General features: G+C 64.4%; 24 protein-coding genes. 10 read left to right on the plus strand and 14 right to left on the minus strand.

Annotated elements, in window-relative coordinates; translation table 11 throughout:
• Positions 1 to 118: 118 nt before the first annotated feature.
• From OWC48_RS22850 to OWC48_RS22860, 3 genes are read left to right on the plus strand one after another with little or no spacing between them, the layout of a single operon-like run.
• Positions 119 to 1129, plus strand: a complete 1011-nt coding sequence (locus tag OWC48_RS22850; RefSeq protein WP_282521975.1) for an alpha/beta hydrolase — start codon at positions 119 to 121, stop codon at positions 1127 to 1129.
• Complete coding sequence (locus OWC48_RS22855; RefSeq protein ID WP_282521976.1) at positions 1126 to 1680, plus strand: hypothetical protein; 555 nt, start codon at positions 1126 to 1128, stop codon at positions 1678 to 1680. The genes OWC48_RS22850 and OWC48_RS22855 overlap by 4 nt, the downstream gene beginning before the upstream one ends.
• A 3-nt stretch (positions 1681 to 1683) precedes the next feature.
• Positions 1684 to 1983, plus strand: coding sequence for a transcriptional regulator (locus OWC48_RS22860; RefSeq protein WP_282521977.1), 300 nt, complete (start codon positions 1684 to 1686; stop codon positions 1981 to 1983).
• A gap of 109 nt (positions 1984 to 2092) precedes the next feature.
• On the opposite strand, the gene mauJ is transcribed toward OWC48_RS22860, so the two are convergent.
• Positions 2093 to 3436: a methylamine utilization protein MauJ gene (gene mauJ / locus OWC48_RS22865; RefSeq protein ID WP_282521978.1), complete on the minus strand. Its 1344-nt coding sequence runs from the start codon at positions 3434 to 3436 to the stop codon at positions 2093 to 2095.
• A complete protein-coding gene (locus tag OWC48_RS22870) occupies positions 3433 to 3678 on the minus strand; it encodes a hypothetical protein (protein WP_282521979.1) in 246 nt (81 codons plus the stop codon). Before OWC48_RS22870 ends, mauJ begins: the two co-directional genes overlap by 4 nt.
• Positions 3679 to 3903: 225 nt before the next feature.
• On the opposite strand from OWC48_RS22870, the gene OWC48_RS22875 reads away from it, so the two are divergent.
• The 3 genes from OWC48_RS22875 to OWC48_RS22885 all read left to right on the plus strand — a co-directional run bounded on the left by OWC48_RS22875 (position 3904) and on the right by OWC48_RS22885 (position 6736).
• Entirely contained in the window at positions 3904 to 4122 is a 219-nt protein-coding gene (locus tag OWC48_RS22875) for a hypothetical protein (protein WP_282521980.1), read from the plus strand.
• A gap of 274 nt (positions 4123 to 4396) precedes the next feature.
• Entirely contained in the window at positions 4397 to 5680 is a 1284-nt protein-coding gene (gene purD, locus OWC48_RS22880) for a phosphoribosylamine--glycine ligase (RefSeq protein WP_282521981.1), read from the plus strand.
• Positions 5681 to 5833: 153 nt separating this feature from the next.
• Positions 5834 to 6736, plus strand: coding sequence for an alpha/beta fold hydrolase (locus OWC48_RS22885; RefSeq protein WP_282521982.1), 903 nt, complete (start codon positions 5834 to 5836; stop codon positions 6734 to 6736).
• Between the two features lie 142 nt (positions 6737 to 6878).
• On the opposite strand, the gene OWC48_RS22890 is transcribed toward OWC48_RS22885, so the two are convergent.
• Positions 6879 to 7337: a nucleoside deaminase gene (locus OWC48_RS22890; RefSeq protein ID WP_071909524.1), complete on the minus strand. Its 459-nt coding sequence runs from the start codon at positions 7335 to 7337 to the stop codon at positions 6879 to 6881.
• A 118-nt stretch (positions 7338 to 7455) separates the two neighbouring features.
• On the opposite strand from OWC48_RS22890, the gene OWC48_RS22895 reads away from it, so the two are divergent.
• Positions 7456 to 9546, plus strand: coding sequence for a pseudouridine synthase (locus OWC48_RS22895; RefSeq protein WP_282521983.1), 2091 nt, complete (start codon positions 7456 to 7458; stop codon positions 9544 to 9546).
• Positions 9547 to 10101, plus strand: coding sequence for a 16S rRNA (guanine(966)-N(2))-methyltransferase RsmD (rsmD, locus tag OWC48_RS22900; protein ID WP_282521984.1), 555 nt, complete (start codon positions 9547 to 9549; stop codon positions 10099 to 10101).
• 111 nt (positions 10102 to 10212) lie between these two features.
• On the opposite strand, the gene mutL is transcribed toward rsmD, so the two are convergent.
• The gene (mutL, locus tag OWC48_RS22905) at positions 10213 to 12024 is read right to left on the minus strand and encodes a DNA mismatch repair endonuclease MutL (protein ID WP_282521985.1); all 1812 of its coding nucleotides are present in this window, start codon (positions 12022 to 12024) and stop codon (positions 10213 to 10215) included.
• 241 nt (positions 12025 to 12265) lie between these two features.
• Here mutL and OWC48_RS22910 point away from each other — a divergent pair, with 241 nt between their 5' ends.
• A complete protein-coding gene (locus tag OWC48_RS22910) occupies positions 12266 to 12583 on the plus strand; it encodes a ribbon-helix-helix domain-containing protein (RefSeq protein ID WP_282521986.1) in 318 nt (105 codons plus the stop codon).
• A gap of 198 nt (positions 12584 to 12781) precedes the next feature.
• Here OWC48_RS22910 and OWC48_RS22915 read toward each other — a convergent pair whose 3' ends face one another.
• From OWC48_RS22915 to OWC48_RS22930, 4 genes are read right to left on the minus strand one after another with little or no spacing between them, the layout of a single operon-like run.
• Positions 12782 to 14350: a GMC family oxidoreductase gene (locus OWC48_RS22915; RefSeq protein WP_282521987.1), complete on the minus strand. Its 1569-nt coding sequence runs from the start codon at positions 14348 to 14350 to the stop codon at positions 12782 to 12784.
• A 29-nt stretch (positions 14351 to 14379) separates the two neighbouring features.
• Positions 14380 to 14928 carry a gluconate 2-dehydrogenase subunit 3 family protein gene (locus OWC48_RS22920; RefSeq protein ID WP_282521988.1) on the minus strand — a complete coding sequence of 183 codons (549 nt, stop codon included), beginning with the start codon at positions 14926 to 14928 and terminating at the stop codon, positions 14380 to 14382.
• Positions 14929 to 14972: 44 nt separating this feature from the next.
• Entirely contained in the window at positions 14973 to 15368 is a 396-nt protein-coding gene (locus OWC48_RS22925) for a VOC family protein (RefSeq protein WP_282521989.1), read from the minus strand.
• Positions 15369 to 15755, minus strand: a complete 387-nt coding sequence (locus OWC48_RS22930; protein ID WP_282521990.1) for a c-type cytochrome — start codon at positions 15753 to 15755, stop codon at positions 15369 to 15371. It abuts the gene before it with no gap.
• Between the two features lie 303 nt (positions 15756 to 16058).
• On the opposite strand from OWC48_RS22930, the gene OWC48_RS22935 reads away from it, so the two are divergent.
• Complete coding sequence (locus OWC48_RS22935) at positions 16059 to 16364, plus strand: hypothetical protein (RefSeq protein ID WP_282521991.1); 306 nt, start codon at positions 16059 to 16061, stop codon at positions 16362 to 16364.
• Positions 16365 to 16433: 69 nt separating this feature from the next.
• Here OWC48_RS22935 and arfB read toward each other — a convergent pair whose 3' ends face one another.
• The 6 genes from arfB to ileS all read right to left on the minus strand — a co-directional run bounded on the left by arfB (position 16434) and on the right by ileS (position 24275).
• Positions 16434 to 16853 (minus strand): alternative ribosome rescue aminoacyl-tRNA hydrolase ArfB, encoded by a 420-nt coding sequence (gene arfB / locus OWC48_RS22940; protein ID WP_282521992.1) that lies wholly within the window; start codon positions 16851 to 16853, stop codon positions 16434 to 16436.
• A gap of 117 nt (positions 16854 to 16970) precedes the next feature.
• Positions 16971 to 18338, minus strand: a complete 1368-nt coding sequence (locus OWC48_RS22945; protein ID WP_282521993.1) for a pitrilysin family protein — start codon at positions 18336 to 18338, stop codon at positions 16971 to 16973.
• Complete coding sequence (locus tag OWC48_RS22950; protein ID WP_404979817.1) at positions 18335 to 19729, minus strand: M16 family metallopeptidase; 1395 nt, start codon at positions 19727 to 19729, stop codon at positions 18335 to 18337. Before OWC48_RS22950 ends, OWC48_RS22945 begins: the two co-directional genes overlap by 4 nt.
• 204 nt (positions 19730 to 19933) lie before the next feature.
• Positions 19934 to 20656, minus strand: coding sequence for a hypothetical protein (locus OWC48_RS22955; protein WP_282522121.1), 723 nt, complete (start codon positions 20654 to 20656; stop codon positions 19934 to 19936).
• A 106-nt stretch (positions 20657 to 20762) separates the two neighbouring features.
• Complete coding sequence (gene lspA / locus OWC48_RS22960) at positions 20763 to 21257, minus strand: signal peptidase II (protein WP_166344691.1); 495 nt, start codon at positions 21255 to 21257, stop codon at positions 20763 to 20765.
• Positions 21258 to 21266: 9 nt separating this feature from the next.
• Positions 21267 to 24275, minus strand: a complete 3009-nt coding sequence (gene ileS / locus OWC48_RS22965) for an isoleucine--tRNA ligase (RefSeq protein ID WP_282521995.1) — start codon at positions 24273 to 24275, stop codon at positions 21267 to 21269.
• Positions 24276 to 24417: the final 142 nt, after the last annotated feature.

The following is a 24417-nucleotide window of genomic DNA, read 5'->3' on the forward strand; positions in this document are numbered from 1 at the left end:
TGGGGTCGGACCCGACGTTAAGGATTTTCGCCGCGCGGCGCCAATCCGGGAATTGACGCGGAGAGTACTCTGTAATATAGAGTTCTCTATTGATTGATGAATTCAAGGGAGTTGAGCCATGGCGATCCGGCTGCTGCGCGGCGTCTTGCATGGACTGAAATGGGCCCTGTGTGCGGTCGGCGCTGTGGCGCTGATCCTGGCCGCGATGATCGCGACGCCGCTGGAGCGGCCGCCTGAGATGCGATCGGTCTCGGAGTCCGTGAAGCTCGTCGACTTCTCGACCATGCCACCGCTCGAGCGCTTTCAGGCCCGCGACGGCACCTGGATCGGCTATCGCCACTACGCGCCGAACGGACCCGCGACCGGCCGTGGCGCGATCTTCATCCATGGCTCCTCCGGCTCCAGCGGCACCGTCAATCACGCGCTGACCCATGCGATCGCATCGCGCGGGGTGGAGACCTGGGCGCTCGACATCCGCGGCCACGGCGGCTCCGGCACGCGCGGCGATATCGGTTATGTCGGCCAGCTCGAGGACGACCTCGTCGATTTCGTCGCCCATGTTCGCAAGGGCGCGCCCGACCTGCCGCTTACCCTCATCGGCCATTCCGCCGGCGCGGGCTTCTCGCTGCGGCTCGCTGCAACCCCGATCATGCAGGACATGTTCGTGCGCACCGTGTTGCTCGCGCCCTATCTCGGCTATGACGCGCCGACTAACCGGCCGAGCAACGGTGGTTGGGTCAGTGCCGACATTCCGCGTTTCCTGGGGCTCACGGCGCTGCGCAAGCTTGGGATCGACTGCTGCGCGCAGCTTCCGGTGCTGGCTTTCGCCGTGCCGGCGAATTCGGCGAAATACCTCACCTCGACCTATTCCGATCGCCTGATGCGCAACTTTGCGACGCGCGGCTACCGGCTCGATCTACCGGCAACGACACGACCGATCACGATCATCGCCGGCGCCGAGGACGAGATGATGATCTCGGACAAATATGCCGAGACCGTCCAGGCGATCAAACCATCGATCGACGTCAAGATGATCGACGGCATCAACCATATGGGCCTGGTCACCGATCCGAAGGCGGTCTCCGTGATCGCCGACGACGTGGCAACGCGCGGGGCAGGGCAGTCATGATCGACAGCAAGGAGGCCTCCGCAGCGCTGGCCGACATCGACGACATCGTCCAGCGCGTGAAGCAATCGCAGCTCTACGAGCTCGCAAGCCTCGCAGCGGTGTGGTGGGGCGTGCTGGTGTTCGCAGCCAATTTCGTCACCTGGCTCTGGCCGTTCTATGCGGTCTACGCCTGGGTCGCCACGGATGTCGTGGGCGTCGGCGGTCTGGTCGTGCTCCGTTTGCTGAATCCGCCGCAACACGCCAATGGCACCGCTGCCAGCATCAGGATGCTTCTGGTGCTCGTGTTGTTCTTCGTCTTCGGTTATCTCTGCACCAATGTGATCGGCCATTTCGGTCCGCGCCAGCTGGGGACGTTCTGGCCGCTCTATTTCATGCTGTTCTATACGCTGGCCGGTCTCTGGTTCGGCTACGCCTTCGTGGCGATCGGCCTCGGCATCGCCGCGCTGACATTGTTCGGCTTCTTCTACATCGGCGAGGCGTTCCCGCTCTGGATGGCCTTCGTCAATGGCGGCGGACTGATCCTCGGCGGCCTCTGGATGCGGCGGATCTAGCGCATGGCCGAGCTCGACGACATCATCCACCAGCCGCTGCGGCTGAAGATCATGGCGGCGCTGAACGCGCTGCCCGTATCCGCCGGCCTGGAGTTCGCCCGGCTCAAGAAGCTGACCGGCGCCACCGACGGCAATCTCGGTGCCCATATCGAGACCCTCGCCAAGGCCGGCTACGTCTCGGTCGACAAGGCCTTTGTCGGCAAGAAGCCGCAGACGACAGTGACTGCGACAGCCACAGGCCGCGGCGCCTTCGCGCGGCATGTCGCGACATTGCAGGAGATTATTGCGGGGAGGCAGGGGTAGGCTCTGCGATGCCGATTGCAGTGCCCTCTCCCCTTGCTGCCGTGCGCTGAGGTGGGCTCGCACGGCAAGCGTCGGTCGGTCCCGAAAGACGAAATCAGGCGTAGGCTGATCACTGTTCGCTCTTCGCGGCACGCTCCTTTCTGAACCGCTCTACTGTGTCCGCAATGGCCTCGTTGGGAGACACTGTCATCCTCATGTTTACAGGAACGACGACTTCGCAATCGATTGGCTCGATAGCGTTGCACGTCAGTTCCGCGATGGCGTTACCGAAGACTTTGTAGAAGAAGGTCGCGTAGGCCCTCACATCATTTTCGTCAGGATCGTTCTCGCCATGGACAAGTCCACCATCTTCAAGGTTCGTGTGTACGCGTCCGCTATTGTAGTCCAGAAAAAATACCAACAGGATTGTCCTTCGCTCATTGAGTAGAACAATTTTCACGACGCCTCTATCGAGCGCATCGACGTGCATGGTCATTCGCTCTAGACCCGGTATCGGTCCATCCGGCCACAAGCCGATGGAAACAATTCGGCCAACAAGGGCAGACACATCAGGAGGCGGATGATCTCCTCTTCTAAGAGCTTCCAAGGTTGCAGCGGGTAACAGTGGGTCCCACGGTGCTAATCGATCTCGCGTCCGATGGAGAGTGCGTGCGGTTGGGACGCCCAGCTCATCGCGGATATAGATTCGAGCAAGCTCCTCGATGATGACGAGGTCTGCGGACAAGCGCCTTCTGTCAGCGGGAATGTCGGGATCGACTATTTCGCCTTCGAGCGAGGCATGAGCTACCGCGCAACGTCCGCTCTCAAACAAATGGCTGGCTACATCGATGCCCGCAGCGCGCAATTCCACAACTCGGTTGGCCGCCCTGTCCGAGAGCTTGTCGATGTTCGCAGCAATCCATCTGCCCCATACCCTTCCATCGCGAAACTGCGATTCGATTACCTTGTAAAAGCTCAGGAAGGCATAACTGTCGTGTACTTCATCGAGCCGCTTTCCTTCACGCCAAAACGCAAGCGCTTTGCGGACATTATCGTCCTCGACAATCGGCAAGTGATTGCAGTTAAAGGATTTGGTGCCGGCAGTACCCATCGATGAGTAGACGGTCCGGGGATCGCCATACAGGGCCGGATGGGTGCCATGTATGTAGCCTGAGACGTCAACGTAACCGTTCGCGAACCAGCTTAGGACAGAAGTAAATCTATAGATTTTTGCTATCGCTGCATCGGCTCCGCCGGTGCCGGGATCGCAAGCAATGGTTATGCCGGGCGGAGACGGTTTGCCACTGCGTTCGCTTCCGCGCAGAAAGTACTCGTCGCCAGCATATTTGACACATACGTCGAGTGAAGGCCACGGAATGGACGAGGCGACCCCTGCCGTCAGCCAGCCTACACGACCCCGGAGCTTGCGATCTACGTCCTCACCGAAAGTGTGGGGGATGTATGGTGTTCTCATTGTCGTCTTCCGATAACGCGCCCACTTACATCGTACAGTGTCGTCGCATTGCTATTGCTGCTCTCGCGGCCGATCACCTTGCCTCGCGCATCATAGATCGTGGTCGTACCTTGACTATCGGTCGATGACGTGCCGCCGCTTCGCCCGGAGAGGTCGAAGTAGCGTTTCGATTGCGACGACTGCGCCGACGTCACGCCGGTGAGCATTGGGATTATCAGAAAAGCGAGCAGGGTCTTGGGCATCAGGTGAAATCGCCGGTAAATCGTGGGGAACGACCCCCAATCCCTTGAAACGGAGGGCTTTCCGCGCCACCTTGCGCGACCCTGACGGCTTCGGCCTAATGGGGGTAGTGATCCCCGAATCAAACATGGAAAAGCCGAGCACACTTTGGACGGCGGGCTCGGCTTTCCGTGGCGTTTCTCACAGGAGATGCTTTCGCATGTCCGTAACCACGAGGAGACCCTAGCGTGACTAGTCCGGTCGTTCAAGACAACCAACCCCGCAAGACCAAGTTCACATTCGAAGAAGCTGTTGACGTCTGGCTGCGCCGCTGGTGCGGGCAGTTTCAGCATGAGATCGCAGCCGCGTATGTGATCAACCCGCGTGCAGTGAATCAAGTCCTCAAGGGGATCACTCACGTCGGTAGCGAGCAAGAGGCCGCAAGGCGCGTAGGCCGCACGGCATAGTTATCGCGACCCGGCGGGCGGCTTCGGCCGCTCGCCATCGCTCTACGTGACGAGCAGCAGGAATCAGCTGCAAGGGACGCAGGACGGACGCAGATTCCGGCTTCTGCAATCCCTTTAACGGGGTAGATAGAACCTCATTCTCTCACAAGGGGAGAAGGGGAGGCGGCTTCGCCGTGCCCCGGAATGACGGGGGAGTTCAGCCCGTTTCCCCTTGAGACCCGCCGCGATTCGTGCGACCTCCGCCCCCAGCAAAACCCCTCATTTCGAGCCTTCGATGCACATTCTCCTGCTCGGTTCCGGCGGCCGCGAACATGCCCTGGCGTGGAAGATCGCAGCCTCCCCCCTGGTGACCAAATTCTGGTGCGCGCCCGGCAATGCCGGCATCGCGCGGGAGGCGGAATGCGTGGCGCTCGATGTCGCCGACCATGCCGCCGTGATCGACTTCTGCAAGACGAATGCGGTCGAGCTGGTGGTGGTCGGTCCGGAGACGCCGCTCGCCGCCGGCATCGTCGACGAGCTCACCGCCGCCGGCATCAAGGCGTTCGGGCCGAGCGGGGTGGCTGCGCAGCTCGAAAGCTCCAAGGGGTTCACCAAGGCGCTGTGCACCGAATTCGGCATTCCGACCGGCGCCTACAAGCGCTTCACCAACGCCAATGATGCGCGTGCTTACGTCCAGAGCCAGGGTGCGCCGATCGTGGTCAAGGCCGACGGCCTTGCCGCCGGCAAGGGCGTCGTGGTCGCCAAGACCGTGCGCGAGGCCGAGGACGCCATCGCCATGATGTTCGAGGGCGCCTTTGGCGAAGCCGGCGCCGAGGTCGTGATCGAGGAATTTCTGCCGGGCCGCGAGATCAGCTTCTTCGCGCTGTGCGACGGCGAGACCGCCATTCCGCTCGCTTCCGCGCAGGACCACAAGCGGGTGTTCGACCACGATCTCGGCCCGAACACCGGCGGCATGGGCGCCTATTCGCCGACGCCGCTGGTGACGCCGGCGATCCACGACGCGATCATGGCCAAGATCATTCTGCCGACGGTCGCCGGCATGAAGCAGCGCGGCACGCCGTTCCGCGGCATCCTTTACGCCGGGATTATGCTGACGACGCAGGGCCCAAAACTGTTCGAGTTCAACGTGCGCTTCGGCGATCCCGAGTGCCAGGTGCTGATGCTGCGCATGATGTCTGACATCGTGCCGGCGTTCATCGCCGCCTGCGACGGGGAGCTGAAGCATTTTGATCTGCGCTGGTATCCGGAATCCGCGCTCACCGTGGTGATGGCCGCGAAGGGCTATCCCGGCGACTATCAGAAGGGCACGCGCATCGAGGGCCTCGATGACGCCTCAGAGGTCGAGACCGCCGAGATCTTCCATGCGGGCACGGTTGAGAAGGACGGCGCGATCCTCGCCAATGGCGGCCGCGTGCTCAATGTCTGCGCGCTAGGTGCGACCGTGACGGAGGCGCAGAGCCGCGCCTATCAGGCCGTCGACCGCATCAACTGGCCGGAAGGCTTCTGCCGCCGCGACATCGGCTGGCAGGCGGTGGAAGCCGAGAAGGCCCGGGGCTGACAGCGTTTTTTTGGCTCGGCGCGCGATTTTCGGCTGCTCCCGCGGCTTTCCAAAATTTCTCAAGAAGGACTTGAACTTAGCTACTGTGCATGGGGTTGTTTTCGACATTTTTGTCTGAGGCGGCCCAGGACTGACCAGATAAGGATGCCGAAGATGTCCGATCTCGCCGACCTCTACCCCGGCTTCGCCTCCGAATGGATCAACACCTCCTTGGGCCGCATCTTCGCCCGCGTCGGCGGCAAGGGCCCGCCGCTGCTGTTGCTGCACGGCTTCTCCGAGACCAACGTGATGTGGCATCGCGTGGCGCCGCAGCTCGCGGACCAGTTCACGCTGATCATCGCCGATCTGCCGGGCTATGGCTGGTCCGACATGCCCGAGAGCGATGCGCTGCACGTCCCCTACAGCAAGCGCGCGATGGCCAAGGCCATGGTGGAAGCGATGGAGCAGCTCGGCCACGTCCACTTCGCGCTCGCCGGCCACGACCGCGGTGGCCGGGTGTCGTATCGGCTGGCGCTCGACCATCCCGGCCGGCTGTCGAAGCTCGCGGTGCTCGATATCCTGCCGACCTATAATTACTGGGAGCGGATGAACCGCGCCTATGCGTTGAAGATCTATCACTGGACCTTCCTGGCGCAGCCCGCGCCGCTGCCGGAGACGCTGATCTCGGGCAATGGCGAGTTCTTCCTGCGCTTCAAAATGGCGAGCCAGACCAAGTCGAAGACGCTGGACGCCATCGACCCGCGTGCACTCGAACATTACATCGCCCCGTTCCGCGATCCCGCCCGCGTGCATGCGATGTGCGAGGACTACCGCGCCGGCGCCTATTTCGATTACGACCTCGACAAGGGCGATTTCGAAGCCGGCAAGAAGATCACGGTGCCGATGCTGGCGCTGTGGGGTGGCGCAGGCATCGCCCAGGCCGCCGCGACGCCGCTCGATATTTGGAAGCAATGGGCGACCAACGTCGACGGCATGCCGGTGGACTCCGGCCATTTCCTCACCGAAGAGAACCCGGACGTCACCGCAAAGGCGCTGCGCGAGTTCTTCGCAGGCTGAACTACGCTGTCGCGACACACACAACTGTCATCGCCCGGCTTGACCGGGCGATCCAGTACTCCGAGACGGTGGGGGTTGATCGATAGGCCGCGGCGTACTGGATGCCCCGCCTTCGCGGGGCATGACGGCGGAATATGTGAATCTACCGCCGCTCCCGAAAGAAGTCCTTGAGCAGCCGCGCCGCCTCGCTCTCGCCGACCCCGGAATAGACATCCGGCGCATGATGGCAGGTGGGGGAAGCGAAGAACCGCACGCCGGACTCGACTGCGCCGCCCTTGGGATCGGCGGCGCCGTAATAGAGCCGCCTCACCCTTGCAAAGGAGATCGCGCCCGCACACATGGTGCAGGGCTCCAGCGTCACGTAGAGGTCGCAGTCGACCAGGCGCTCGCTGCCGATCTTTTTGGCGGCCTCGCGCAGCGCAATGATCTCGGCATGGGCGGTCGGGTCGTAATCGGTCAGCGTCCGGTTCGCCGCGGTCGCGATCACCTCGTAATTGCGGACCACGACGCATCCGATCGGAACTTCGCCCGCCTTTCCGGCATTTTCGGCCGTTTTGAGCGCCAAATCCATGAAAGAGGGGGCTTTCAAGCCTCGTATCATCGCCAGAAACCTGCTAGTAGCTCCGCCTTCAGCAAGAGTGAATACCGGATTTGCCTGAGCATGCGGCTCGAAGCGAGCGCGCATAATGCTTCTGGCCACCCCCTAAGTGAGATTATTCATGCCTCGCGACAGCGACAAAGACAACGATTCCCGCGGCCGGCGTGATCGAGGCCCGGGCAGGGGTGGCCCGCCCAAGGGCCGGTCCGGCAAGCCGCGCGGCCCCGAGAAGAAATTCGCCAAGCGCGGCTCTGAGGGCGGGGGCGACAGCCGCCCGCCTCGCGGCGACCGCGACAGCCGTCCGTTCCGCCGCCGCGAGGAGGGCGATGCCCCGCGCCGCGATTTTAGCGACCGTCCGAAATTCAAGCGCGACGACCGTGGTGGTGAGGAGCGCGGCGAGCGCAGCTTCAAGCCGCGCGGCGACCGCCCGTTCTCCGATCGCGGCGCGCGCGATGGCGAGAAGCGGCCGTTCAAGCCGCGCGGTGATCGCCCGTCCTATGGCCGAGACGACCGTCCGCCGCGCAGCCGGGATCGCGACGATTCCCGTCCCGCCGGCCGATTCGGTGACAAGAAGTTCGGCGACAAGCGGCCGTATGCGCCGCGTGGCGACCGCCCGGAACGCAAGTTCGACGGCGAGCGGAAGTTTTCGAGGGGGGCACCGGATCGCAGCGATCGTCCGCGCGATCGTGGCGAGCGCAGCGATTCAAAGCCTTGGCAGAAGCGCGACGCGGGTCCGCGAGGCGATCGTCCGCCGCGTAAGGATTTTGGCAAGGGTCCGCGCAAGGATTTCGGCGGCCGTGACCGCAGCGAAGACAAGCCTTGGCAGAAGCGCGACGATCGGCAGGGTGGCGGCGATGACCGTCCGCGTTTCTCGCGTTCGCGCGACGATCGCGCGTCCGGCGATCGTCCGTTCCGCGATCGGCCGAAGTTCGATCGGCCCAAATTTGATCGCTCGCGCGACGATCGTCCCAAATTCGATCGGCCCCGTCGTGACAGCGATGGCGAACGCGGCGGTGACCGCCCGAAATTCAATCGTCCGCGCGAGCGCAGCGAAGGCCGCTCCGACTGGCACGAGCATCCGCGCAGCGAAGGTCGCTTCGGCGACCGTCCGCGCCGTGAAAACGAGGATGAGAGCAGGATCTTCGAGAAGCGCCCCGCTTTCGGTGGCCGCGGCGCCTATCGGGACCGTGATCGGGATTTCGAGGGCCGTCCGCGCCGTGACGAAGCACCGAAGCCGAAGAAGGCCGGCGAGCGTATCGCAAAAGTGCTGTCGCGAGCGGGCCTCGCCTCGCGCCGCGATGCCGAGGAGATGGTCACGCAGGGGCGCGTCGCCGTCAACGGCCGCGTCATCAATTCGCCGGCGCTCGACATCACCTCGAACGATGTCGTCACTGTCGACGGCAAGCCGTTGCCGGAGCGCGAGCGCACGCGGCTGTTCCTCTATCACAAGCCGCGCGGCCTGATGACGACGCATGACGACCCCGAGGGCCGTCCGACCGTGTTCGACAATCTGCCCGAAGGCCTGCCGCGGCTGATCTCGATCGGCCGGCTCGACTTCAACACCGAAGGCCTGCTGCTGCTCACCAACGACGGCGGGCTCGCGCGCACGCTCGAGTTGCCGGACACCGGCTGGCTGCGCCGCTACCGCGTCCGCGCCCATGGCGACGTCACCCAGGCGCAGCTCGACGAATTGAAGAACGGCATCGAGGTCGAGGGCGTCAAATACGGTCCGATCGAGGCGACGCTGGAGCGCGACCAGGGTGCCAATGTCTGGCTGGTGTTCGCGATCCGCGAAGGCAAGAACCGCGAGGTGCGCAACGTCTGCGCCCATCTCGGGCTCGAGGTGAACCGGCTGATCCGCGTGTCCTACGGGCCGTTCCAGCTCGGCGAGGTTCCCGAAGGCCAGGTCGAGGAGATCAAGTCGCGCGTGCTGCGTGATCAGCTCGGCGACAAGGTGATCGAGAAGTCGGGCGCGCAGTTCGACGTGCCGAAGAAATCGTCTTCACCCGACGGCGAAGTGCCTCGCGAGAAGAAGCCTGCCAGCAAGCGTGACGTGATCAACGATCGCAAGGGCCGTCGTGTCCTGGTACAGCGCACCGGCAGCGAGGAGGCACGCGAGCGCAACGAGTCCGAGGCCAACGGCTACGGCCCGCCGCGCCGCCCCAAGCGCGGCTATCACGGCAAGCGCGATCTGACGCCGCGGGAGGACTAATTGCGCGTCGTCGGCGGTCGTTTGAAGGGGCGCAATCTCGCCTCACCGTCCTCGCGCGACATCCGCCCCACGGCGGACCGCTTACGCGAGTCAGTATTCAACATTCTCGTGCACGCCTATGACGATCCGATTGCGGATGCGCGCGTGCTCGATCTCTTCGCCGGCACCGGCGCGCTTGGCATCGAGGCGTCCTCGCGCGGCGCAAAGTTCACGCTGTTCGTCGACAACGGCGCGGAAGCGCGCGCGCTGCTGCGCAACAATGTTGAGACGCTCGGCCTTGGCGGCGTGACCAAGGTCTATCGCCGCGATGCCACCGATCTCGGCCCTGCGCATCCCGTCGAGCCATTCTCGCTGGTGTTCCTCGATCCGCCCTATGGCAAGGGATTTGCGGAGAAGGCGCTTGCGAGCTTGCGCGATGGTGGCTGGCTCACACCGGGTGCGCTGCTCGTGGTCGAAGAGGCGAAGGCTGCGCAGTTTGCGACGCCGGAAGGTTTCGAGGAATTGGAGCGGCGGGCTTACGATGACACGGAGTTCGTGTTTTTGAAGAAGCCGTAGTCTCGCTGCCGTAGGGTGGGCAAAGCGAAGCGTGCCCACCACTTCTATCGCAATCGTGGAAAGATGGTGGGCACGGCGCGTTGCGCCTTTGCCCACCCTACGACACCGGCCTCACCGCCGCCCGAACAGCTTCTCCACATCGCTCAGCTTCAGCTCGACATAGGTCGGGCGGCCGTGATTGCACTGGCCGGAGTTCGGGGTGTCCTCCATCTCGCGGAGCAGGGCGTTCATCTCCTCGGGCCTCAGCCGGCGGCCGGCGCGCACCGAGCCGTGGCAGGCCATGGTTGCGGCGACGTGCATCAGGCGGCGCTCCAGCGGCAGCGCCTCGTCCCATTCGGCCATATGCTCAGAGAGATCGCGCAGCAGTCCGCCTGCATTGGTCTTGCCGAGCAGCGACGGCGTCTCACGCACCGCGACCGCGCCGGGGCCGAAGGATTCGATCGCCAGCCCGAACGACGCAAGCTCCTCGCTGCGCTCGAGCAGGCGCTCGACCGTCGCCTCGTCCATCTCGACGATCTCGGGGATCAGCAGGATCTGCCGCTGCACGCCGTTGGCGGCGAGCGAGGCCTTCAGCCGCTCGTAGACGATGCGCTCATGCGCGGCATGCTGGTCGACGATGATCAGGCCGTCGCGGGTCTGCGAGACGATGTAGGTCTCGTGGATCTGGGTGCGCGCCGCACCGAGCGGGCGGTCGACGAGGTCCGCCACCGGCTGCGTCTCGAACCGCACGTCCGCGCTGGGCGCGCCGACATCGAACGCGGCCTGCGCGCGCTCGGCGAAGGCAGGTGCGGCGGAGCCTTCGAATGACGGCATCGGCGCGACCGGGGCGGATGGCGAGGCGCGCCAGTCCCAGCTTGCCGGGCGCGGCGCAAAGGCCGGCCGGAACGAGGACAACGCGCTCTCGCCACTGTTGGCGGCCGTGCGCCGGCCCTCGCGCGCGAGCGCTTCCTTCAGCCCGTGCACGATCAGTGCGCGCACGAGGCCGGCGTTGCGGAAGCGCACCTCGGTCTTGGCCGGATGCACATTGGCATCGACCTCGCGCGGATCGAGCGTGACGAACAGCGCCAGCACCGGATGGCGGTCGCGCGGCAGATAGTCGGCATAGGCCCCGCGCACGGCGCCGAGGATCAGCTTGTCGCGCACGGGACGGCCGTTGACGAAGAGATATTGCCCGAGCGCGTTGGCCTTGGTCAGCGCGGGCGCTGCGGCATAGCCGGCGACGACGACGCCCTCGCGCTCGGCATGGACCTCGATGGCGTGGCTGCGGAATTCTGCGCCGAGGATATCGCCGAGCCGCGTCAGCCGTCCGGCGGCGCCGGGCAGCGCGGCGGTCCAGGTCACCGGCGCGCGGTCCTCGCCCGCGAGCGTGAAGGCGACGTCGGGCCGCGCCATGGCAAGGCGCCTGACCACCTCGCGGATCGCCTCTGCCTCGGTGCGATCGGTCTTCAGGAATTTCAGCCGCGCGGGCGTTGCATAGAAGAGGTCGTTGACCTCGACGCGCGTGCCATGCGCCAGCGCCGCCGGCATGATCTCGGATTTGTCGCCGGCCTCGACTGACAGCGCCCAGGCATGCGGTTCGCTCGCATGCCGCGTCGTGATGGAGAGACGCGCCACCGAGCCGATCGAGGGCAGGGCCTCGCCGCGGAACCCGAGCGTGCGGATCTGGAGCAAATCCTCGTCGTCGAGCTTGGAGGTGGCATGGCGTTCGACCGCGAGCGCGAGGTCCTTCGCGGTCATGCCGCCGCCGTCGTCGGTGATTCCGATCCGCCGCCGGCCGCCGCCATCGGTGAAGACGTCGATCCGGCTCGCGCCGGCATCGATGGCATTCTCGACCAGTTCCTTGACCACGCTCGCCGGACGTTCGACCACCTCGCCGGCGGCGATGCGGTTGACGACTTGCTCTGGCAGTTGGCGGACGGGCATGGGGCTTTCGATCTGGATTCGCTGACGGCGCTATTCTAGGCCGTGTTGCGTCAAAAGCATGTGTTGGGCAACAACCGTGTGGCGGCTTGGGGACGAGGGATGCCTATCACATTGAAGGGATTGGACGTTCGAGAAAATCGCGCAACCGGGACGGAGCGGTCGTCCTGCTGCCGTCCTGATTGTGGGGGGCCGGACAGCGGTGTAGCATCGTGAAAAAATGGCAAAAGGACGGGAGGACGCCATGTGCCATCTCTTCGCGCACCAGCCCCAACGCGACTACGAATCCCAGACCCGCTCGCTCAGGATCGGCGGGCACTGCACCTCGATCCGGCTGGAAATGGCGTTCTGGGACACGCTGGAGGAGATCGCGGCCAAGGAGAACATGAGCGTCGGAAAATTCCTGACCACGCTCTACAACGAGGTGCTCGACCATCACGGCGAGGTCAATAATTTCGCCTCGCTGCTGCGCTGCTCCTGCCTGATCTACCGCTCCCGGAGCATGGTGCCGGTGCAGGAGTTCAAGGGTAACGTCACGCCGATCCTTGATGCGGCCGAATAGCTATCCCAACGAAAGTGCTTAGCCCGGATTACGCTTCGCTCCATCCGGGCTACGATACTCTCTCCGCCGTCATTGCGAGGAGCTCTTGCGACGAAGCAATCCAGACCGTCACCGCGGTGGGATTCTGGATTGCTTCGCTTCGCTCGCAATGACGGGGAGAGAGCGGTGGGCTCCATGCGGAGCCGATAACGCCCGACGTCAGATCTCCTTCTTCTGCATCGCACCCGCCATGTAATCCGCCTGGCGGATCGCGAGTGCGACGATGGTCAGGGTCGGGTTGCAGGCCGCGCCGCTGGTGAACTGGCTGCCGTCGGAGACGAACAGGTTCTTGACGTCGTGGCTCTGTCCGAACTTGTTGACCACGCCATCCCGCGGCTTCTCGCTCATCCTGTTGGTGCCGAGATTGTGCGTGCTCGGATAGGGTGGCGTCGGATAGGTCACGGTGGCGCCGACGGCGTCGTAGACCGCCGCACCCTGCTTGTAGGCATGTGCGCGCATCGCGAGGTCGTTGGGATGGTCGTCAAAATGCACGCTCGCGACCGCTTGGCCGAACTTGTCCTTCACGCTTGGGTCGAGCGTGATGCGGTTGGTCTCCTGCGGCATGTCCTCGCCGACCAGCCACATGCCGGCCATCCTGGGATAGCCGTCGAGCGCGGCGGTGAACGGACGGCCCCAGGCGCCGGGATTGAGGAAGGCCGCCATGAACGGCAAGCCGATCGACAGCGTCTCCATCTCGTAGCCGCCGACGAAGCCGCGCTTCGGATTGTTGGCGGCCTCGTCGCGAATGATGCCGGCCATGGTGGTGCCGCGATACATGTGCACGGATTTCTCGAACACGGCGTAGACGCTGCCGGTCATGTGCCGCATGTAGTTGCGGCCGACCTGGCCCGATGAATTGCCGAGGCCATCGGGGAACATGGTCGAGGCACTGTTTAGGAGCAGCCGCGGGCTCTCGATCGAATTGCCGGCGACCGCAACGATGCGCGCCTTCTGGCGCTGCATCGCGCCACTCTCGTCGGCATACACGACGCCGGTGACCTTACCGCCGGCGTCGTGCTCGATCTTGACCGCCATGCTGCTCGGCCGCACCTCGAGATTGCCGGTCGCCTCGCCCTTGGGGATCTCGGTGTAGAGCGTCGACCATTTCGCGCCGGATTTGCAGCCCTGGAAGCAGAAGCCGATCTGCTGGCAGGCGCCGCGGCCGTCGCGCGGCTGGCTGTTGATCGCCATGTTGCCGGTGTGCACGGTCTTGTAGCCGAGCTTCTTGGCGCCGGCCTCCAGCACCTTGAAATTATTGTTGCCGGGAAGTCCGGGAATGCCGTTGGTGCGGGTTACACCCATCTTGTTCTCGGCCTTGGCGTACCACGGCTCCATCTCCGCCAGCGTGACCGGCCAGTCCAGCAGGTTCGCGCCTGGAATGTTGCCGTAGGCGCTCTTGACCTTGAACTCGTGCTCGTCAAAGCGCAGCGACGCGCCGGCCCAATGCGTCGTCGAGCCGCCGACCGCCTTGACGATCCAGGCGGGAAGGCCCGCGAAATCCTTGGCGACGCGCCAGGTCCCCGACGTGGTGCGGGCATCGGTCCAGGCGAGCTGGGAAAAGCTCTCCCACTCGTCGTTGACGAAATCCTGGTTCTCGATGCGGGGACCCGCTTCGAGGATCACCACCTTGACGCCCTTCTGCGCGAGCTCGTTGCCCAGCGTGCCGCCGCCGGCACCGGAGCCGACGATCACCACAACGCTGGAGTCGTTCAGATCGAATTTTGCCATATGCGTTCTCCTGAACCGTTGGGTGAGTCTTAAGCCTTCGGCAGCCAGTCGATGTCGGCAAAGCCGCGGTTGATGTAGCCGCCGTGCTCGGCGGAGGAGCCCTCGTAGCCGAAGCGCGGCCAGACCTCTTTCTGGTTGTAGAGCGACACGACGAGATCGCCGCGCACCTTCTGGAAGAAGTCGCTCTGCTCGATCTCCGTCAGCAGCACCACGCGGTCGGCTTCCCATGGCACTTCGGCGTAAGCGAGCTTGTGGCGATCCCGTGCATTCTGGTCGAGCCGCGTGATGCCGTCGCTGATCAGTGATTTGACGGCGGGGTCTTTGGCCGCCTTGCCGTCCCACGGCTTGATCGCTGTGATGTAGTAGCTGTCGCCGAGGACATCGTGCGGATAGATGTCGCGCGCGACCTTCAGCAGCGTCTTCATCGTCGCCGGCGAGAGCGTGCTGGCATCATCGGCCCAGGCATCTTCGATGCTGACGGCGACGCTGGTCGCGACAGCGACGACCGGCACGGCGGTCGCCGCGCCCTTGAGAAAGACGCGGCGGCTGTGCTTGCTTCGACGATCGACTTCTCTCATGGCATTCCTCCGTAGATTTTGTGATTTGGATCTTGTGATTTTGATCAGCCGAAACGACCCCCTCGCTGGATCACCTCGATCTTATAGCCATCGGGATCGCTGACGAAGAAGAAGCGCGCCAGCGTCCTGCCATCGTGCTTGAAGTCGCGCAGCGGTCCCGGTGCGAGCTTCTCGCGCTCGAATCGGGCATGTTCGGCATCGAGATCCTCGACCACCACGGCAATATGTCCGTAGCCGTCGCCGAGCTGGTACGGCTCCTTGCGGTCGAAATTCACGGTCAGCTCGACCTCGAAAGGTGAGGAGGGGTGACGCAGGTAGATCAGGGCAAAGTCGGAAAATTTCAGGTGGCCGGCGACCTCCAGGCCGAAGGCGCGCTTGTAGAAGTCGAGCGAGCGGGCCTCGTCGAGCACGCGGATCATGGAATGAACGGGCTTTGCCATTCAGTTCTGCTCCTTGAGAAAAGCGATGATGGCGGCGCGCGTTTCCGGCTTCGCCTGCCGGTAGACCATGGTCACGCCGGGAATGACGGCTTGCGGATTGCTCAGCCAGGCGTCGAGCTTGGTCTCGTCCCAGGCGAAGTCCGCTTTCGATAGCGGCTCCGAGTATTTAAAACCTTCGCTCTTGCCGGCGGGACGGCCGACGACCTTCACCAGCGGCGGGCCTTGCCGCATCGGTTCCGACTGGGTGAGTGTGTGGCACACCGCGCATTGCTGCTTGAACAGTGTCGCGCCATCCGGCTGCTTGGCGGCCGGCGAGGGCATTTGCGCATCGGCAACCCGCACCACCAGCACCATCGCGGTGCACAATCCCAGCACGATTGCGCGCATCGCCAAGAATCCGCCCATCCACATCAACGTGCGCAAACTCTAGGCGGCGTCAAAGATGCGGTGGTAGTAGCGGGCTGTTTCGCTGCGCGCGGAGACACTGGTGGCTGCGTGTGTTCCGCAATGCCTTATATGCGGAGCACAATTCCGCGAAACCGCCGTCAAATCCCTAAACGATCACCACACCATGCGCATTGCATGACGACCGCGCCGCTTGAACTCTCTACGCGATGCAATGACCCGGTGCAGGTGAGCGGCGCAGGATGCAGCCGAGCCATTCGTCGCGGAATAATCCAGGAGAAATGGATGAAGTTGGTGAAGACCTCGATGATCGCATGCGCCCTGTCGGCTCTCATTGCGACGCCCGTTCTCGCGCAAGGCGCGCCACCCGCCAAAACAGGCGGCACCGTGCAAGGCAAACCGATGCAAGGCAGCACAATGGGCAGCGGGGATGAGGAGATGAATGCTCAGCCGGGCGCGGCGGGCGAGAAGACGGGTATGAAGTCGACCAAAGGCACCAAGGGCACGGTCGGCACCACCGGTAGCGCTGCGCATAAGGGAACCGCCGACGATTCCGCGACGGGCGGTGCAGCGCCGGGCAAGCGTTACTAGTCCCGTCGGGTGAAGCAAGCAAACTCCGGTCGCCCTGCGGCCGGAGTTTTTTTGACTGGATCGGCTTTGCTAGTCGTCGAAGCGGCCGCCGCCGCGCCCAGCCTTGATGTCGCTGCGGCGCTTCTTGCCGTCGAGCCGGCGCTGCTTGGAGCCAAAGGTCGGCCGCGTGGCGCGGCGCGGCTTCGGCCGTATCATCGCCTCGGTCAGGATCTCGACGAGCCGGTCGATGGCGTCCTGGCGGTTACGCTCCTGGGTGCGGAAGCGCTGGGCGTGGATCACGATCACGCCGTCCTTGGTCATGCGCTGGCCGGCAATGCGGGCGAGCCGGATCGCCGCATCCTCCGGCAAGGTCAGCTTGCGCGTGTCGAAGCGCAGCTGGGCCGAGGTCGAGACCTTGTTGACGTTCTGCCCGCCCGGGCCGGAGGCGCGGACAAAGCCGATCTCGATATCGTCCTCGTCGATGACGAGATCGCGGGATATCCGCAGCATGATGGCACCATTCGTGATGTCCGGACATATCGCGGACGTCCACGTTCGGCAATGGCGCATCCTGGAAACGCAAATGGCCGGGCGAGCCCGGCCATTTCAGGAAAACGTCAGGGGACGTTAGTTCGACTTCGTCGCCGGTGCCGCGGCCGGTTGCGCGGCGGCCTGTGGGGCGCGGCCAACGACCACGGTCAGGAGGCCCTGGCCCCAGAGGCGCTTGGCGGCGGCCTTGGCGTCGTCCAGTGTCACCGCGTCGACGATGGCGTTGCGCTTCTCGATATAGTCGATCGGCAGCTTGTCCTGCTGGTATTGCAGCAGCGCCTGCGCGAGCTTCGAGGAGGTATCCAGCGCCAGCATCTGGGAGCCCTTGAGGTAGGACTTGGCCTCGTCGAGCTCCTTCTGCGTCGGGCCCTCCTCGGCGATGCGGCGCACTTCCTTGTCGATGGCGTCGATGGTGTCGCCGGCACGGTCGGCGCGGGTGCCGGTGTTGCCGATGAAGACCGCCGAATGCTCCATCCAGAGCAGCGATTCGAACACGGAATAAGCCAGCCCGCGCTTCTCGCGCACCTCGCGATAGAGCCGCGAGGACAATCCGCCGCCGCCCAGGATGTGGTTGACGACATAGGCGGCCATGAAGTTCGGATCGCTGCGCTTCACGCCGGGGCCGCCGAAGGTGATCACGGTCTGGGGCACGTCGAGCGGCACGAAGGCGCGCTGCGGCGGTTTTGCCGCCTCGACGTCGGCGACCGGCGTGAGATTGGCCTTTGCGGGCAGGCTACCAAAAGTGTGGTCGAGCAGTTTGCCGAGCGTGGCCGGATCGACGTCGCCGACCACCGCGATCTTCAGCCCGTCCTTCGCAATCACGCGGCCGACATAATCCTTCATGTCGGCGACCGTGATGGTCGGCACGCTGTCCAGCGTGCCATTGGTCTGCCGGCCATAGGGATGGTCGCCGAACGCGACCTCGAGGAATTTGCGGCTCGCCAGCGACGACGGATTGGTGGTCTCGCGGCGCAGGCCCGAGATCACCTGTGAGCGGATGCGCTCGACGTCGACGGTGTCGAAATGCGGCGAGGTCAGCGCGCTCCTGAGCAGGTCGAAGGCTTCGTCCTTGTTGTCGCGCAGCATCCGCAGGCTGCCGCGAAAGGTGTCGCGGGTGGCGCTGAAGGAGAGCTCGATGGCGCGGCGATCGAGCCGCTCATGGAAGGTCTTGGAGTCGAGATCGCCGGAGCCTTCGTCGAGGAGGTCGCCGACCAGATTGGCGACGCCGGACTTGTCCTTGGGATCCTGCGCCGAGCCGCCGGCAAAGGAATATTCCATGGCGATCAGCGGCACGGTCGCATCCTGTACGAACCAGGCTTCGATGCCGCCCGGCGAAGTCAGGTGCTGGATTTTTGCAGCCGCCTGTGACGGCGAGACCGTAGCCAGCGCGAGTGCCGCGCCGGTGGCAAGCGAGAATGCAACGCGTCGAAGGAAGGGATAGGTCACGAACGCTTCTCCTCGCGCTTGGCGGCACTGGTGTCCTTGATCAGATAGCCCGTCACCGAGCGCTTCTTCTCGAGCCATTTCTGCGCGACAGCGCGAACCTGGTCGGCGGTGACCGCGCGAATGCGGTCGGGCCAGCTCCTGATGTCCTCGATCGAGAGGCCCGTGGTCAGCGCGCCGCCATACCAGCGCGCCAGCACCGCCTGGTTGTCCTGGGCGTAGATCGCTTCCGCAATGAGCTGGGTCTTGACCCGCTCGAGGTCCTCGGCGCGGATCGGGTTTTGTGCGATGTCGGCGATGACGCCGTCGACCACTTGCTCGACATCGGCAAAGCTGACGCCCGGTTTCGGTGAGGCCGAGATCGCAAACTGGGTCGGGTCGAGCGAGATGCTCGAATAGCTTGCGCTGGCGGAGACCGCGAGCGGCTTGTCGACCACGAGCGCGCGGTAGAGATAGGAATTGCTGCCGCTGCCCATCAGCTGCGCCAGCACGTCGAGGGCGGCGCTTTCACCGGCCGCGGCGGTCGTCGCCGACGGTACGAGATAGTAGCGGCGCAGGCTCGGCTGCTCGACGCGCGGGTCGGCCAGCGTGACCGTGCGCGGCGCCGCCGGCTCCGGCTCCTGCGGGCGGACGCGGCGCGCCGGGATCGCGGGCTGGGCCGGAATGGAGCCGAAATTCCGCTCGACCAGCGGGCGGATGTCGGCGGCTTCCACGTCGCCGGCGATCACGAGGATCGCGTTGTTCGGCGCGTAGAAGCGGCGGTAGAAGGCGAGCGCATCCTCGCGGTCGAGCTTCTCGATCTCCTGGTGCCAGCCGATCACCGGTCGGCCGTAGGGATGATTGAGATAGAGCGCGGCCATGATCTGCTCGTTGAGCCGCGCATCCGGATTGTTGGCGACCCGCATGTTGTACTCTTCGAGCACGACGTCGCGCTCGGGCAGCACGTTCTCGTCCTTGAGGATCAGGCCGGTCATGCGATCGGCCTCGAACTCCATCATGGTCGGCAGCTGCTCTTTCGGCACGCGCTGGTAGTAGTTGGTGTAGTCGACCGAGGTCGAGGCGTTCTCGTTGCCGCCGACGCGGAGCACGGTCTGGGAGAATTCGCCGACCGGATGCTTCGAGGTGCCCTTGAACATCAGATGTTCGAGGAAGTGCGCGAGCCCAGATTTGCCCGGCGTCTCGTCGGCCGAGCCGACCTTGTACCAGATCATCTCCGTGACCACGGGTGTGCGATGGTCCGGGATCACCACGACCTGCATGCCGTTGGCGAGCGTGAAGCTGGCGGGCGGAGCCGATGTCACCGTGGTCTGGGCGAGGGCGGCGCTCGCTGAGAGGACACTCGTCGAAAGCAGCGCGGCAAGGAGGCAGGCGGCCGATCGGTAAGAGGACATCATGATCCTTATGAAAAGGCCGAGCCCGGATGTCCGGCTCGGAGGCACGGCATGCTACACCGTGCGGCTGAGGCTTCGCGTCACGAAGCAGAGAACTCAACGCTTAGGCAAGTTACTGATAAGCAATATGCAGACTGCGTCCGGCGTGCGTAAGCCGCCGGTGCCAGGATGCGCCTGTCAGGATGTCGCGGTGGGGCAGGAGCGGTATTATTCCTTGTCCTTGCCCGACATGATGTCGAAATAGGTCCGGCGCGACTTGTCCGGCCCGGCGCCATAGGCGTAGTTCGGGGACGGCGTCTGGTAGCCCGGCGGCGGCTCGACCAGCGACGAACGCGGCGGTTCGCTGGTGAATTTCTTCTCTTCGGAGCTGTTGCCGCCCTTCATCATGTTCCACAGACCACCGGCGTAGCCGAGTTCGGCGGGACTGAGCGACGGGTTGCCGTTGGTACCCGGCTGGATCGGGTCATTGCTTGTACGGGGGGCTGCGGCGACCTCGCCGGCCTTCATCTCAGCGGGCGTCAGAGGCTGGGCGGCCTGCCAGTTTTCCGTTGCCTTGGTAGCCTTCTTGCGTGCGGCAATGGCTTCCTTGCGGCGCTTCTCCTCGGGGTCCTTGGGCCAGTTCGGTGCATTCTTGGCCTGGGTCGCGGGAGGCGGCAGGTCCAGCTTGGGCGGCACGACCAGCGGGGAGCGCTCGCGATATTCGATGCCGGGCTTTTCCATGCTCTTGGCACCGATGCCGGACATCAGATTGTCGATGATCTTCTCTTCGAAGGTCATCCCGTCATCATCCTCGTCGTCGTCACCGGCGCGGACCGGGCCAGCCGTCATGACGAGGCCGATGCCGAGCATGACAGCGGACAATTTCAACGCCCGCCAGAACCCCGCTTTGGGATCTCGAACCATCGAACCGCTGGTCTCGGAGCTGCGCATCACTGTACCTGTTCCATATTGTGGCAGATTGCTGCACTTTGCCGCTCGTACGCGGCCAATCCTCGCAAAAAGCAGGGTTCCACCTGCCGGTCCGTATCGGCCGGGATCAGGGCGCTTTTGCGGCGGGTACCCCCAGGAAGGAATCATACAATAGCGCCGCCACCCCGACAACGATGGCCACGTCAGCGAGGTTAAACACGTACCAATTATAGGTATTTCCACCGATCTCGATGTGGAACAGGGCGAAATCGACCACCGCGCCGTAGGCGAAGCGGTCGATGCCATTGCCGATCGCGCCGCCGATGATCAGCCCGAGGGCGATCGTGGCAAGCAGGGTGTGCGAGCGGGCCATCCAGATGGCGAGAGCGACCACGGCGACGACCTTGACCGCCATCAGCGCGATCTGCGCCGACTGGCCATCGTTCTGGAGCCAGCCGAAGCTGATCCCGATGTTCCAGGCCAGCACCAGGTCGAAGAACGGCGTCACCTTCACCACGCCGCGACGGGCGAGGTCGAACACGTTCAGGAGCCAAAGCTTTGAGGCCTGGTCGGCCACCAGCGTGACCACGGCCGCGAGGATGCCGGCGCGAAGCGGGGTCATGGCCGGGGATCAGACCCCCACCCCCAGCGCCTTCCATTCGCGCAGCGCCTGGGCGTCGCGCGGGGTGACGTCGGGGTATTCAGGGTCTTCACCGACCGTCGGCGAGATCTTCCAGGAGCGGGCGCATTTGGTGCCGACCGCCTTCTCGACGACGACCGCGACGCCGGGCACCGCATCGAGACGGAATGCGCCCGCCGGCGCCTCGCCCTCACGCACCTCGTAGTTCGAGGTGATGCAGACCTCGGCGAGATCGGTGTCGAACAGCGTCGCCAGCATGTCGCGGTCGGCGACATAGATCACCGGCGAGGCCTCGAGCGACGAGCCGATGTTCTTGGCGGCGCGTTCGAGCTCCAGCGCGCCGGTGACGACGCGGCGGACGTTGCGGATCGTCTCCCACTTCGCGGCGAGCCTGTCGTCACGGAGCTTCTCGATGCCTTCGGGAAACAGGGTTAGATGGACGGAAGGCTCCGCGTTTGGCCGGAACATGCGCCAGGCTTCGTCGGTCGTGAAGCTCAGGATCGGCGCAAGCCATTTCAGGAGCGCATCGCACAACAGGTCGATCGTGGTGAGCGCGGCCTTGCGCGCCGGCGAGGACGGCGGGTCGCAATAGAGCGTGTCCTTGCGGATATCGAAGTAGAACGCCGACAGCTCGGAGTTCATGAAGGCCGCGAGGCTTGCGACGACGGTCTTGTAGTCGAAGGCGGCATAGGCCGTGCGAACGGTTTCGGCATGGCCGGCCAGTTCGTGCAGCATCAGCCGCTCGAGCTCGGGCATCTCGGCATAGGCGACCTTCTCGCTCGCCTTGAAGTGATGCAGCGTACCGAGCATCCAGCGGATCGAGTTGCGCAGCTTGCGATAGGTCTCGATCGTGTTCTTCAGGATCTCCGGGCCGATGCGCTGGTCGTCGGCATAGTCGGTGGCGCAGACCCACAGGCGCAGGATGTCCGCGCCCGAATCCTTGATCACCTTCTGCGGCTCGACGGTGTTGCCGAGCGACTTCGACATCTTGCGGCCGTTCTCGTCGAGCGTGAAGCCGTGGGTGAGCACGACGTCGTAGGGCGCGCGGCCCCGCGTGCCTGCGCTTTCCAGCAGCGAGGAATGAAACCAGCCGCGATGCTGGTCGCTGCCTTCCAGATACATCACGGTGTCGTTGCCGCCGTCGATCTTGCGGACGATGTTGCCGAGCTGCGGGAAGTTCTGGCGATCCTCGAGTACGAAGGCGTGCGTGGAGCCTGAATCGAACCAGACGTCGCAGATGTCGTCGACCTTCTTCCAGTCCTCGCTCGCGCGGGACCCTAGGAAGCGTTCGCGGGCGCCGTCCATGTACCAGGCGTCGGCGCCTTCCTCCATGAAGGCTTCGGTGATGCGCTGGTTGACGATCTCGTCCTGCAGGATCTCGGCCGAGCCGTCGCTCTTCTCGCGCACGAACACGGCGATCGGCACGCCCCAGGCGCGCTGGCGCGAGATCACCCAGTCCGGACGGTTGGCGATCATGCCGTTGATGCGGTTCTCGCCCGACGGCGGCACCCATTGCGTGACCGAGATCGCATGCAGCGCGCGGGCGCGCAGCGTGTCGCCCTTCTTCGCATGGCCGTCCTCGCTGATGTCCTTGTCCATCGCGATGAACCATTGCGGCGTGTTGCGGAAGATCACCGGCTTCTTCGAGCGCCAGGAGTGCGGATATTGATGCTTGAGGCGGCCGCGGGCGAGCAGCTTGCCGCCCTCGATCAGCGCCTTGATCACGGCCTCGTTGGCATCGCCCTTCTCGCCCTTGTCGTTGAGCACGCGCTTGCCGGTGAAGCCGGGGGCCTGCGCCGTGTAGGCGCCGTTCTCGTCGACGGTGTAGGGGATCGCGGTCGGGATGCCGCGCGCATCGAGCTCGCGGGTGTTGGCCGTCCAGACGTCGAAGTCCTCGCGGCCGTGGCTCGGCGCGGTGTGCACGAAGCCTGTGCCGGTGTCGTCGGTGACATGCTCGCCGGCGAGCAACGGCACGATGAACTCGTAACCGCCACCGAAGCCGCGGAGGGGATGGGCGCATTCCACGGCGTCCAGCGTGTCGCCGGGAATGTCGCGCACCTTCTCATAGGACGTGACGCGCGCCTGCTTGAACACCTCTGCGGCGAGCGCATCGGCCAGGATCAGGAGATCGCCGTTCCTGGCCCAGTTGTCGGCGGGCGCATCCGTCACCTTGTAGAGGCCGTAGGCGATTTTCGGCGAGAACGAGATCGCGCGGTTGCCGGGCAGCGTCCAAGGCGTGGTGGTCCAGATCACGACCGAGGCACTGGCGAGTGCGCCATGTGCCGGTGACGTGACGGGAAACTTCACCCACACCATGTCGGAAGTGTAGTCCTCGTACTCGACCTCGGCTTCCGCAAGCGCGGTCTTCTCGACCACGCTCCACATCACCGGCTTGGAGCCGCGATAGAGCGTGCCGTTGGCCGCGAACTTCATCAGCTCACGGGCGATCTGCGCTTCGGCCGGATAGCTCATCGTCTGATAGGGATGATCCCAATCGCCGATGATGCCGAGCCGCTTGAACTCCTCGCGCTGCACGTTGATCCAATGCGTCGCATAGGCGCGGCATTCCTTGCGGAACGCCACCATCGCGGCGGAGTCGCGGAAATCGGGCTTCTGCTTGCCCTTCTTGCGGTAGTTCTCCTCCTCGATCTTCCATTCGATCGGCAGGCCGTGGCAGTCCCAGCCCGGCACGTAATTGGAGTCGAAGCCGAGCATCTGCTGGCTCTTGGTCACGACGTCCTTGAGGATCTTGTTCAGCGCGTGCCCGATATGGATGTTGCCGTTGGCGTAAGGCGGGCCGTCATGCAGCACGAATTTGGCGCGGCCCTCCGCTTCCCGGCGCAGCTTGTCGTAGAGGCCGATGTCGTTCCAATACTTCAGCAGTTCCGGCTCGCGCTGCGGCAGGCCAGCGCGCATCGGGAAATCCGTCTGCGGCAAATAAAGGGTCTTGGAATAGTCTTTGACTTCAGACTTTTGGGACTTTTGCGGCTTTTCGGACATGGGGCTGACTGGCTCGGAAGGGCGCGGAAACGGATAGCGACTGGAATCGCGGGGTGAAACGACAACATCCCGGTCTTGCGCCGAACCTATAGGCTCAGGCGGAAGCCGGGCCGCTAATCCCTATGATGCGCCGCGCAAACAT

It is taken from the genome of Bradyrhizobium sp. Arg816 (assembly GCF_029989365.1).
In the GTDB taxonomy this organism is placed as follows: Bacteria; Pseudomonadota; Alphaproteobacteria; order Rhizobiales; family Xanthobacteraceae; genus Bradyrhizobium.